Genomic DNA, 12,074 nt, shown 5'->3' on the forward strand with positions numbered 1-12,074 from the left:
GCTCATGCGGGCTCCGAGCGAAGCGGAACTCTTGGCGCTGTGGGAGCGCGGTCGAACGCGGCACCCGATCGATCGGGCGCTGTTGCTGGGCGGTTTCGCCCGTCCGGACCTTCCGTCCTCCCGCCTCCCCGATCTCCCCTTGGGTGTGATCAACACCGCGTTGCTGGGCCTACGCGAGGCCAGCTTCGGATCCCGCATCGAGGCGTACCTGGACTGCGAGCGCTGCGGCGAACGGCTGGAGTTCGCGCTCGATAGCCGGCAATTGCTCGCCGGCACGGGGCAGGGCGACGGGCGTTCCGAGTTGGAGGTCGCCGGTTTCCGTTTCCGCCCGCCTTCGAGCCGCGATCTTGCAGCGGTCGCGGGGGAACATGACGTGGAGACGGCGAGCCGGAAGTTTCTCGACCGCTGCCGGGTCGACGGCGGGAATACGGCCTGGACCGAAGACGCCGATCTGCGGGCCGAAGTCGAGGCCGGGCTGGAAGCGCTGGACCCCATGGCCGACATCGCCCTGGAGCTGGCCTGCGAGGCTTGCGGACACCGGTGGGTGGCGGGCCTCGACATCGGCGCGCTGCTCTGGGAGGAAATCGAGGCCCGTGCCCGCGCGCTGCTGACCGAAGTTCATCGTCTCGCCCGCGCCTACAGTTGGACCGAACCCGAGATTCTGGCGCTCTCGCCCGAGCGGCGCGCGATCTATCTCGAAATGGTGGACGCATCATGAGCGGATTCGTGCAGCGTCTCGTCGGACGGGCCATGGGCCTTACGCAAAGCGTCCATTCCGCCGCACGGCTGCCCTATGCGCCGCCGCCCGCCCTGGTCGAACCGGAGTTGCCGGAAGCCGTTCTGCCGAACTCGGTTCCCGGCGACAGCCGGTCTGCCCGCCAGTGGACCGTAGAGGACCCGGTGCGGCGGCTCGATGTTCCGGAGAACGTACCGGACAAGCCCGCTTTCGAAGCACGCGTCGCCGACCATGCGGCCTTTGTTCCGGACGTACCCAGAGCGAGCATCGGCCCGACGCCGGTCGCAGCCGAGACGGGGCAAGCGGGCTTTATGGATGCAGAAAGCCTTGAGGAATCGTCTGCTGAATCCGTGGCAGACCTCGTGCCTCGCAGCTCCCGCAGGATGATCGAGGGCGATTCTGCCGATCGCGAAGGACGAGTCAATGTCCATGGCCTGGCACACATGGTCGAGCCGCTTCTTCCTCCGCAACGGGCCATGCATTCGCCGGCATGGAATGCGGGGAATCGGCCGCCGGATTCCTCACGGGGCGCCGTCTCGGCAAGCCGGGCCGGGGAATCCACCGAGGTGCACGTGACCATAGGCCGGATCGAGGTCACCGCGGTGCACGAAGCGCCTCCGTCCAAGCGCCGGACGCCGCCGTCGGCCAAGCCGATGACCCTGGAAGAATACCTGGCGCGGCGGCGGGGAGAGCGCCCATGAGCAGCGCGCTCGCCATCGCCGGAGTCACCGCCGTGTTGCGCGACCTGCTCAACGACGGCCTGATCAATCAGAACGTGGCCGGCGTCATCGGCAGTTCGGTGTCGGTGAGCGTCGGCCCGCCCGACCGGGTGGTGCCGCCCAACGGCAGCGAAGCTTCCCAGCTCAACCTGTTCCTGCACCAGGTCACGCCCAACACCGGCTGGCGCAACGAGGGCCTGCCCTCGCGCGACGCCTCGGGTCGGCATCGCCTTTCCAATCCGCCCCTTGCACTCGACCTGCACTATCTCATTTCGGCCTACAGCAGCGGCGACTTGCACGCCGAGATCCTGCTCGGCTACGCCATGCAATTCCTGCACGAAACCCCGGTGCTCGCCCGCCAGGCGATCCGCAACGCCCTGACTCCCTCACCGCCGCCAGGCACCCCGCTGCAGCGCGCGTTGGCCGAGTCGGGCCTGGCGGACCAGATCGAGCAGATCAAGATAACCCCGGCGTATCTCAATACCGAGGAAATGTCCAAGCTCTGGACCGCGATCCAGAGCCATTACCGGCCCACCGCCGCCTACCTGGCGAGCGTGGTGCTTATCGAGGCTGCCGAGCCCGTCCGTTCGCCCCTCCCGGTGCTGTCCCGCGGTCCGATCGATCCGATCACCCAACGTGACCGCGGCGTGGTGGTGGAACCCGGCCTGGTGCCGTCGCTGCCCATGCTGGAAGCGGTCAAGCCGTCCGGCGGTCAGCCTGTGGCGCGGCTGGGAGAGACCATCGATCTCGAAGGCCACCACCTGGACGGGACCGGGCGCACGGTGTTGCTTAGCAACGATCGTTTCGAGGTGGAGCAGAGCATCGCTGCCATGGGAACGGGGGGCGCCGCGCTGATTCGGTTTTCCATCCCGGTGGCGCAGGCAGCCAGCTTTCCGGTCGGGGTCTGGCGTGTCGGTGCGCGGCTGGTCCGTCCGGGTGAGACCGAGCCGCGCGAGACCAACCGGCTCGCCCTGACGCTGGCTCCCGACATCACCGGCTTGCCCATGAACGTGGTCCGCGATGGCAACGGAACTGCCAGTTTCACGCTGAATTTCCATCCCGCCTTGCGCGCCGGACAGCGGGCGGTTCTGGTGCTGGGCCAGCAGGAGTTCGCTCCGGTGGCTTACGTCCCGCCGGTTACCGCGCTCAATTTCGTGATCGAGGACGCACCGGTCGGCTCCCATTTGGCACGGCTCCGGATCGACGGGATAGACAGCCCGATCATCGACCGCGCGGCCAAACCGCCGGTGTTCCTCGATCGCCGGATTACCATCACATGAACGCCCGGGAGTTCGAACACGACTGGACCGCCGGTAACCAGCGCCTGCTGACGGCGGAATTCGCCCGCCTGAAGGCGCGGCTCGACGGGCACGGGAGCGATGATCCGGCCGCTTTGGATAATGCAAGGGCCGCGATGCCCGCGCCCGCCGCCATCGACCACCTGGCCGAACGGTTCGATCTGAGTCCTTTTGAGCGCGACCTGATCCTCCTCTGCGCCGGGGCGGAGATGGACAGCGAACTGGCCGCCCGTTGCGCGGCTGCCCAGGGTCAGCCTTCCAGGACGCATGTCACTTTCGGCCTGGCGCTCGCCGTCCTGGAAGACGCCCATTGGAGCGCGCTTACGCCGGCCCGCCCGCTGCGACGCTGGCGGCTGATCGAGGTGGACGAGAACGCCGGACTCAGCGCCGCCCGCCTGAAGATGGACGAGCGGGTCCTGCACTATCTCGCCGGGGTGAATTATCTCGATGTTCGGCTGCAGCCGCTGTTGCAGCCGCGCCCGCCGGTCCGGGCGATGGCCGAATCTCAACTCAGGGTCGCCGAAGCGGTGCTGGAAGCCTTTGAAAGACGCGAATCCTGGCCCATAGTGCAACTGGCAGGGGATGACGCCTCGGGACGGCAGGACGTCGCGGCTCGGGTCGCCTCGGCGATGGGTTTGCAGCTTTGCGTTCTGCGGGCCGGAGACGTTCCCGCCGCCGTCCACGAACTGGATTCGCTGGCCGTGTTGTGGCAGCGGGAGGCGGTGTTGCTGGAAGCCGCGCTGCTGATCGACTGCGACCGGGAAGAAACGGCCTACGGACCGGCGGTTCGGCTGGCCGAACGGCTCGGCGGCCTGGTGTTCCTCTCCGCCCCCGAACCCTTGGCCGTACACCGGGCGAACCTGCGGTTCGTCGTCAACAAACCCGACGCCAGTGAGCAAAAACGGCTGTGGGAAGCGGCCTTGGGGAATGCGGTTACCCGGCTCAACGGCGCGCTGGAGGGGGTTGCCGGCCAGTTCCGATTGGGCGCCGAGACGATTTCGAACACCGGCACGGCCTTGCGCGCGACCTTGGCCGCGAGCTCCCATCCCGACGCAGAACTCTGGCGAGCCTGCCGGACGCTGGGCCGAACCCGGCTCGATGATTTGGCACAGCGGCTGGACTCCGCCGCCACCTGGGACGATCTGATACTGCCCGAGCCGCAAAAAGCCACGCTGCGCCAGATAGCCGCCCACGTGAGGCACCGGCTCAAGGTCTACGAGGACTGGGGCTTTTCCGGCAAAGGCGCGCGCGGGCTAGGCATCTCGGCCCTGTTCGCCGGCGAGAGCGGCACCGGTAAGACCATGGCCGCCGAAGTGCTGGCTAACGAGCTGCACCTGGACCTGTACCGCATCGACCTGTCCTCGGTGGTCAGCAAGTACATCGGCGAAACCGAGAAGAATCTCAGGCGGGTGTTCGACGCCGCCGAGGACAGCGGCGCCATCCTCCTGTTCGACGAGGCCGACGCGCTGTTCGGCAAGCGCAGCGAGGTCAAGGACAGCCACGACCGCTACGCCAATATCGAGGTGAGCTATCTCCTCCAACGCATGGAGGCCTACCGCGGCCTCGCCATCCTGACCACCAACCAGAAGGCGGCTCTGGACACGGCCTTCCAGCGCCGGCTGCGTTTCGTTGTCCAGTTCCCCTTCCCGGACGCCGCGGAGCGCGAAGCCATCTGGCGCGGCATCTTTCCCGCCGCCACCCCGACCGAGGGGCTCGACCCCGCCAAGCTCGCCCGGCTCCACGTCGCCGGCGGCAACATCCGGAACATCGCCCTCAACGCCGCCTTTTTCGCCGCCGAAGCCGCGGAACCGGTACGCATGCCGCACCTGTTGCGCGCCGCCTACGACGAAGCCGCCAAGCGCGAGCGGCCCCTGACGGACGTGGAAACGCGGGGGTGGGTATGAAGCGTGTCGTAGTGCATATCGATCGGCTGGTGCTGAAAGGATTTCGGCACGAGGACCGACACGCCATTGCCGAGGGCTTGCGCGAGGAATTGAACCGTCTTCTCCTCGCCGAACCGAATGCCGCGGCGCATTTCGTGTCCCGAGGAAGTTTACCGCGGCTCAAGGTAGGCGGAGTTCGCATCGAAACGGAGTCAAAACCGGTGACTGTGGGGGCGCAGTTAGCTCGGGGTATTGCGCGGGAGACCGGGCGATGAGCGCCGCCGCAGCCCTTCAAACCGCACCCGCCAAGCCCAAAGCTTCGGCCGTGTCCGTCGCCGACGGACTGCTCCAGCGCAAATGCGCCTGCGGCTCCTCGAAATCTCCACTGGGGGAAATGTGCGACGAGTGCCAATCACGCGCGTTGCAGCGCAAGCTCTCGGTAGGTGCGAGTAACGACCCATTAGAGCTGGAAGCGGACCGGATCGCCGATCGGGTGATGGCGATGCCGGTACACCCTGCGGCTGGTGCGACGCCCCTGCGCATCCAGCGTTTTACCGGGAGACCTTCGGGGCAAATGGAGGTTGCGCCTGCCAGCGTCGATCAAGTCCTCGCGAGTCCCGGCAGGCCACTGGAGCCCGCGTTACGGCAGGACATGGAGCAACGCTTCGGCCACGACTTTTCACGAGTAAGAGTGCATTTGGGCGGAGCCGCCGAGCAATCGGCGCTGGAGGTGAACGCCCATGCCTACACAGTTGGTCAGAACATAGTGTTCGGTACGGGTCGGTTCATACCGGAGACGCACGAAGGACGACGCTTGATTGCCCATGAATTGACCCATGTCGTTCAGCAATCAGATCCAGATTGGAGCAGTGTTGCTCACAACAAGCCACAACTGGCCATCATGCCTTATCGGCCAAAGACTAGCGCCAACTTCGGCGCTTGCGACCATGGGGCGGACGTCGAGGATTCATTCACGATGAAAACCGACAAGAACAAAAAGCCCTGGATACAAAAGATAAGCATTGATTTCACCGGAACAACGACGGACGCGGACGGAGACTTGGTACCAACCGGCGAACTTGCGGCTAAGTACTTTTCCAGCCCCGTCAGCCTAGCTGATATCAAGGTGGGAATCGTCGGAGGGAAGGCGTCCCAAGGACTTACCGATAGTGGAGCGCACACCGTCACGCGCATCGAGGGCTGTGGATATCACCACACGTCGGTTCCGAAGGCGGAACAAATCACCGGCCATAAGCGCGCCGGCAAGTACTTCAAAGACACTTCGAAAGCGACAATGAATTTCGCGGTGTTCTTTGTCGAGGGGCCGAAGACCGGCAACCAGGCCATTCACGAAGGCAGCCTGAGTTTAGGCTCGCTGGCTTGTGTGCATGTAGCCAAGCAGGACACGATCAGAAAGATCAACTATCACTCTGTAGAGGGCGGCACCAAAGTCCAAGTCTCATACAGTGCATCCGCCCTTAAAAACGTATGTTGTGAACGCTTCAAGACCAAGGGGTTCATGGTGTCGAATCCCTGCAAGGGTCAGGACGCCAAGAAATGCCCGTAGCTGGAGAGCCTTGCGTAGGATGGGTAGAGCGCAGCGAAACCCATCAATGGGAGGCTCACCCTATAGCAGCGTTGGTCGGGGTCGAGGGACAAGAATCCCGACAAGCGGTGCAAGAGGAATGGAGGCCGCTTCGCACGAACGAGGTCAGCGTCGGAATTGTTTTTAAGAATAAACCGGAGATTCTGAGGAGCGCCGTCCAAGGTATAGACCGATGATTACGTACACGGGAACACAGCCGAAGAACACCGCCGGAGCCTCGTCAGTAACGGGACGCGGCGTACTCTTGCAGCGCAAGTGCGCCTGCGGCGGCTCGCCTGGTCTGAGCGGCGAATGCGAGGAATGCGGCAAGAAGCGCATGGCGGGCATCCAGACCAAGCTGGCGGTTGGCGAACCCGACGACGCGTACGAACGGGAAGCGGATCGGATCGCCGATCAGGTGCTAGCGATGCCGGCGCGGCCCGCCGTCCGTGTCGCGCCGTTGCGTATCCAGCGGTTCGCTAGGCAGTCAGCCGGCGAAGCGGTGCCCACCAGTGTCGACCAGATCTTGGCCGGTTCCGGCCGGCCGCTCGAGCCGGCACTGAGTCGGGATATGGAACAGCGCTTTGGTTATGACTTTTCCAGGGTACGCATACACACCGGCGCGAACGCCGAGCGCTCGGCTCGGGAGGTCGACGCCCACGCCTATACCGTGGGACGTGACATCGTGTTCGGCACCGGTAGGTTCGCGCCGGAGACGCGCGAGGGGCAGCGCCTGCTGGCGCATGAGCTGACGCACGTGGTGCAGCAGTCGGGTGCGGCGGGAACAGGCTCCGGTCAAAGAGCCGATAGAAGTGACCGGCTCCCGATTTCATCCCTGGCGGGCGGCACGCCGGATCGGCTTTTCCGTGACCCGGACGACAAGGGTACCAAGGAGGCGAAGAAAGATGATTGGGCGGGAAAAACCATTCCTAAGGATGAAAAACAGGGTTTGGCCATCTCGCTGTTTCAGGATATCGGAGTTGCTCCCGTCAAATCCTTCGGCTCCGTCGCAGGCGCCAAGTTCTTGTTGCATGACACATCTGGGGCCAGCTCCCGGGCTCATTTGGAGACGGAAGCCAAGAAAGCACGGGGCCCTCTGGGCAGCGGTCCAAACGTTTTCGTGCCCGCTACCGGGCAGGAAATCATCCAGCGCCCGGATTTCTACGATCCTCGCCGCCCGACCACCACCGAATTTGAAAAGGGCGAGGACCTGCTTCGGGAAGCAGACCGTGAGACCGCATTACGCAAAGTCTGGAAAGCAACGAATACGGCAGCAAAAGACAAAGCCTTGGCTGATGCGTTGACTGGGCTTCCCTTGAGCGCAAAGGAGGTTGCAGATGAGAAAAAAGGTGCGAAGGACAAGTTGGATGCGACGAGCGGGAAGATTTTCTCCACGGGCAATTGGGCCGTCGCAGAGATCTGCCGGCGGGAGAAGAAGGAAGGCGCGGCGGCGGTCGCCGTAAAGGGTAAAGAGGCGGACCTGACATCAGGCTGCAAGGTGATCGGACCCGTGCTCGAAGCCCGCGCGCAGCGGGCGAGAGCGACGGTTTCGGTCGAGCTCGTACAGGTGGGTGTCAAGAAAGGCGCGAAAAGCGAGAACACCTGCGATCCTTCGAATCCCGATATTTTGCCGCTCCCCGATCCCCCTTACTCGGCCGAACAATATTGGAATACGACCCTGATGTATCTGAGAGCGGCAGTCGCGGCGGGGGTATGGCCCATGACCACGACCCACTTTGTCGAAGACGCGTTTGCCGGCGGCCACTGCGACCCCCGTTGCTTCGACCTGCAACGGTTCTATGACGGAATCGCGAACTTTTTAGCTCCGTTAGGCCATGCCAAGGGCAGCACTTACGGCGTTAAGCCGAAGTATGGCCTCAAGTCCGGAACCGATACGGTGTGGTGGCACGACAAAATCTGCCACCGGGGGCCGCCCTAGATCTCCCGATGAGGTTTGCAGTTTCCTGATATGAAGAGCGGTAGAAGAACGACATGCACGCAAGCACAACTAGGTTCCCGACTTCCGACCATGGCTGCAATTTCGGCGCTTCCGGAACGCCGGTACAGGCGCTGAGCACGGCCTTCAAGGTATGCACGCGCGGTTTCAAGGACGCCATCACCTGGTGCCTGGGCTGGCAGACCAACCTGGTCAAGATCAACTCCAGGGGGAGGACCCTCATCAATCCGCCGGACAATACGCCCTGTGATCAGTGCAACGGCAGTATCTACAACCTCAGCGGCGATACGGAGGATTGTTCGGGCACCAAACCCAAGCCGCCCAAGGTCGATCTGCCCGATCGCAAACCGAGAGTGCCCGAGGTGCCTGAATGACCACCTTTCCCAATTCTCCGCGTGTCCTCAAGGGCGGCCTGGTGCTGATCGATCCCGAGTCGGCGCGAGTGCTGCGCATCATTTCGCTGCAGTACAACCCGGACTCGCTGTCGCGCACATTGCAGATCCAGTCGGCCGGGGGGGAAGCGGTCAACCGCTCGGAGCCGATGCGCTTCAAGGGGCCGGCGGTGGAGACGATCAAGCTGGACGCCGAGATCGACGCCGCCGACCAGTTGGAGTTTCCGGACCAGCATCGCGCCGTGGTCGAGCACGGCATCCAGCCTCAACTGGCGGTGCTCGAATCCCTGGCGCATCCGACCAGCGCCCAGTTGTTGCGGGTCGATGCCGAGGCCAGTTCCGGGACGCTGGAAATAGCGCCCATGGAGGCGCCGCTGATGCTGTTCGTGTGGAGCAAGAGCCGTGTGGTGCCGGTGCGGCTGACGGACTTCTCGATCACCGAGGAGGCTTTCGATCCCGCGCTGAACCCGATCCGCGCCAAGGTGAGCCTGGGGCTGCGCGTGCTCTCGGTGGACGACCTCGGCTTCGCCCACAAGGGCGGAAGCCTGTTCATGAGCTATCTGCAAACCAAGGAACAACTCGCGGCGAAGGCCCAGCCGGGCAGCTTCGCGGCACTTGGTATCGGAGGGATTGAATGAGCCGTCAGCTATCAGCGGTCAGCAGATAAGTTGGAATCGCAGAATGCTGAAACCTGAAAGCTGACGGCTGACAGCTAACTACCGAGAGCTAACTAATGACTGATCCAATCCAAGCCTTTCTACAAGCCAACGTCCTGGTCACGCCGCTGTTTCCCGCCACCAGCCGTTACCACGGCATCGCGGCGGCCCAGCTTACGCGGCCGGACGGCACGACCGTGGTGTATCTGAAACGCCGCTTCGTGCCGCCGCCGGAGAACTTCGCGCTGCTGCAGGAGCACACGGTGGTCGAGGGAGACCGGCTGGACAATTTGGCCGCGCGCTATCTCGGCGACCCGCTGCAATACTGGCGCATCTGCGACGCCAACCGCGCCATGCGTCCGGAGGAACTGACCGAGACCGCCGGGCGGCGCCTGCGCATCACCTTGCCGGAAGGCATTCCGGGGGGGGCGGATGCTGGCTAACCCGCTGCAGAGCCGTCTTGATGCGGGCTTCATCCCCTCTGTGGGTAGGGGTATCTACCTAAATGCACAAAGCCGTAGTTCCGGCAGGGATTGCTCGCCCCTTCCCTGGGGCTCGTCCTTCGGACCGTGCTTAGCACGTCCAAATTCGCTCCTTGCGAATTTGTGCCGGAATCCAGAGCACAGGGAAGTGACACGCCTCTGCCATCCATGGCTTCTGGACCCCGGCATTCCCTCCCGGGGTGACGATTTGTGTAGATACCTTTGCCCTGTGGGGGCGGTGCCGCGCAGCCGCAAGTCTTGGGGTTATCAATGAAAAACGGAATTCAGCTCACCTTGCTGATGGGCCCGGTGGTGCCCATTCCGGCTCCGCGGGTGGTGATGGATGCGCTCGACAGCGTGCAGGTCACCACGGCGGCCGGCGCGGCCAGCGGTTTCCAGCTTTCGTTCCAGTTCAGCAGCAAGTCGGAGCTGAACACGATTTTTCTGATCGCCGGGGCGCAGAGTACCGGTCCCGCGACGCCGCCGCTGCGGGTGATGCTGATCGTGACCCTGAACGGCACGCCGCAGCCGCTGTTCGACGGCGTCATGACCAATGTCGAGGTGCAGGCGGGAAGCAACGGGGCTCCCGGCACGGTGACGGTCACCGGCGAAGACCTCACCAAGGCGATGGACATGCTGGATTTCAGCGGCCTGCCGTTCCCGGCGCTGCCGATCGAGGCGCGGGTGGCGCTGTTGTGCGCCAAGTACGCGCCGTTCGGCCTCATTCCGCTGGTGATCCCCGTGCTGTTCCCGGACGTGCCCATTCCCGTCGACAAGATTCCCGCCCAGCAAGGCACGGATCTCCAATACATCCGGCAACTGGCGGATGAGGTGGGCTACGTCTTTTACGTCGAACCGGGGCCGGCGCCCGGCACCAACATCGCCTACTTCGGACCCGAGATCAAAGTGGGCGTGCCGCAGCCGGCGCTCAACGTGGACATGGACGCACTGACCAACGTGGAGTCGCTGAGTTTTTCCTTCGATCCCACCAAGGGGGTGCTGCCGGTGGTCTTCATTCAGAACCAGCTGACCCGTGTGCCGATTCCGATTCCCATCCCCAATCTCAATCCCTTGCAACCGCCCTTGGGTGCGTTGCCGACGCCCATCGCCAATCTTACCGTGCTCAAGGACACCGCCAAGATGAATCCCATGCAGGCGATTTCCAAGGGACTCGCGGAGGCCAAGAAGTCGCAGGACGCGGTCAGCGCCAACGGCAGCCTGGACGTGCTGCGCTACGGCCGGGTGCTCAAGGCCCGGCAACTGGTGGGAGTACGCGGTGCGGGCGTGGCCTACGACGGGCTCTACTACGTCGAGAGCGTCACCAGCACTCTCAAGCGCGGCGAGTTCAAGCAGAGCTTTCGGCTCACGCGGAACGGCCTGGTTTCCATCACGCCGAGGGTGCCCGTATGAACGAGAGCGGCAAGTATTACGGCAAGTACCGCGGCATGGTGCTCAACAACATCGATCCCTTGCAGCAGGGCCGCTTGCAGGTGCAGGTGCCGGACGTGGCGGGCCTCGCTCCGGCGACCTGGGCCATGCCCTGCGTGCCGATCGCCGGCATCCAGAACGGCATGTTCGCCCTGCCCATTATCGGTTCGGGCGTGTGGATCGAATTCGAGCAGGGCAATCCGGACTATCCGATCTGGGTGGGCTGTTTCTGGGGCAGCGGGGCCGAAGTGCCGGCGCTGGCCCGCGCCACGCCGCCGGGCCTGTCCGCCATCACCCTGCAGACGCCGTTGCAGAACGGACTGACGATTTCGGACCTGCCGGGTCCCACCGGCGGCATCATGCTGAAAAGCGCCACGGGGGCGACGCTGATCGTCAACGACACCGGCATCTACATCCAGAACGGCAAGGGCGCGATGATCACCCTCGTCGGGCCGACCGTGACCATCAACAACGGCGCGCTGACGGTGGTCTGAGATGCCCGGACCGCTTCTGCATGTCGGCGCTTCGGTACTGTGCGCGCACGGCGGCACGGCAACGCCCACCGCTCCGAACCCGAGGGTGCTGGTGAGCGGCCAGCCCACGGTAACCATGGCCGCGCCCTACGCCATCGCCGGCTGCCCGTTCAACGTGAGCGGCGGCCCGGTGCCCTGCGTCACCGGACAGTGGGTGGTGGCGGCCACGCGGGTCTTTTCCAACGGCCAGCCGCTGGTGCTGATGGACAGTCGGGCCGTTTGCGCGCCGAACGGTACGCCGCTTCTGCCGGTGGCGGCGCAGACGCGGGTGATAGGAGCTTGATAGCTGACAGTTATCAGCCGTCAGCTGTCAGCCGAGAACTGAAAGCTGACAGCGAGTTGATTTCTGGTTCCCACGCGCTGCGTGGGAACCGATTCGGCCCGCGCTGCGGGCCGTGACGGGGC

At 64.3% G+C, this 12,074-nt stretch carries 13 protein-coding genes; all 13 read left to right on the forward strand.

Features of this window, described 5'->3' with window-relative positions:
* The first annotated feature begins 4 nt into the window (after positions 1-4).
* Positions 5-718, forward strand: coding sequence for a hypothetical protein (locus tag ACR2TX_RS09170; RefSeq protein ID WP_434131888.1), 714 nt, complete (start codon positions 5-7; stop codon positions 716-718).
* A complete protein-coding gene (locus ACR2TX_RS09175; RefSeq protein WP_086134060.1) occupies positions 715-1,437 on the forward strand; it encodes a hypothetical protein in 723 nt (240 codons plus the stop codon). Before ACR2TX_RS09170 ends, ACR2TX_RS09175 begins: the two co-directional genes overlap by 4 nt.
* A complete protein-coding gene (locus ACR2TX_RS09180) occupies positions 1,434-2,735 on the forward strand; it encodes a DUF4255 domain-containing protein (protein WP_434131889.1) in 1,302 nt (433 codons plus the stop codon). Before ACR2TX_RS09175 ends, ACR2TX_RS09180 begins: the two co-directional genes overlap by 4 nt.
* Positions 2,732-4,657 (forward strand): ATP-binding protein, encoded by a 1,926-nt coding sequence (locus ACR2TX_RS09185; protein WP_434131891.1) that lies wholly within the window; start codon positions 2,732-2,734, stop codon positions 4,655-4,657. Before ACR2TX_RS09180 ends, ACR2TX_RS09185 begins: the two co-directional genes overlap by 4 nt.
* Positions 4,654-4,911 carry a hypothetical protein gene (locus ACR2TX_RS09190; protein WP_434131894.1) on the forward strand — a complete coding sequence of 86 codons (258 nt, stop codon included), beginning with the start codon at positions 4,654-4,656 and terminating at the stop codon, positions 4,909-4,911. The genes ACR2TX_RS09185 and ACR2TX_RS09190 overlap by 4 nt, the downstream gene beginning before the upstream one ends.
* Positions 4,908-6,203, forward strand: a complete 1,296-nt coding sequence (locus ACR2TX_RS09195; protein ID WP_434131895.1) for an eCIS core domain-containing protein — start codon at positions 4,908-4,910, stop codon at positions 6,201-6,203. Before ACR2TX_RS09190 ends, ACR2TX_RS09195 begins: the two co-directional genes overlap by 4 nt.
* Positions 6,204-6,414: 211 nt before the next feature.
* A complete protein-coding gene (locus ACR2TX_RS09200; protein ID WP_347258975.1) occupies positions 6,415-8,160 on the forward strand; it encodes an eCIS core domain-containing protein in 1,746 nt (581 codons plus the stop codon).
* Between the two features lie 53 nt (positions 8,161-8,213).
* Positions 8,214-8,552 (forward strand): hypothetical protein, encoded by a 339-nt coding sequence (locus ACR2TX_RS09205; RefSeq protein ID WP_156880494.1) that lies wholly within the window; start codon positions 8,214-8,216, stop codon positions 8,550-8,552.
* Positions 8,549-9,208 carry a hypothetical protein gene (locus ACR2TX_RS09210; protein ID WP_156880492.1) on the forward strand — a complete coding sequence of 220 codons (660 nt, stop codon included), beginning with the start codon at positions 8,549-8,551 and terminating at the stop codon, positions 9,206-9,208. The genes ACR2TX_RS09205 and ACR2TX_RS09210 overlap by 4 nt, the downstream gene beginning before the upstream one ends.
* Positions 9,209-9,303: 95 nt before the next feature.
* Positions 9,304-9,669 (forward strand): LysM domain-containing protein, encoded by a 366-nt coding sequence (locus ACR2TX_RS09215; RefSeq protein ID WP_156880490.1) that lies wholly within the window; start codon positions 9,304-9,306, stop codon positions 9,667-9,669.
* A gap of 309 nt (positions 9,670-9,978) precedes the next feature.
* Positions 9,979-11,118, forward strand: a complete 1,140-nt coding sequence (locus ACR2TX_RS09220) for a hypothetical protein (protein WP_434132446.1) — start codon at positions 9,979-9,981, stop codon at positions 11,116-11,118.
* On the forward strand, positions 11,115-11,630 hold the full coding sequence (locus ACR2TX_RS09225; protein ID WP_077729989.1) for a phage baseplate assembly protein V: 516 nt from the start codon (positions 11,115-11,117) through the stop codon (positions 11,628-11,630). The genes ACR2TX_RS09220 and ACR2TX_RS09225 overlap by 4 nt, the downstream gene beginning before the upstream one ends.
* 1 nt (position 11,631) lies before the next feature.
* Positions 11,632-11,952: a hypothetical protein gene (locus tag ACR2TX_RS09230; RefSeq protein WP_434131898.1), complete on the forward strand. Its 321-nt coding sequence runs from the start codon at positions 11,632-11,634 to the stop codon at positions 11,950-11,952.
* Positions 11,953-12,074: the final 122 nt, after the last annotated feature.

The sequence above is a fragment of the Methylocaldum sp. GT1BB genome, assembly GCF_051027545.1.
Lineage (GTDB): Bacteria > Pseudomonadota > Gammaproteobacteria > Methylococcales > Methylococcaceae > Methylocaldum.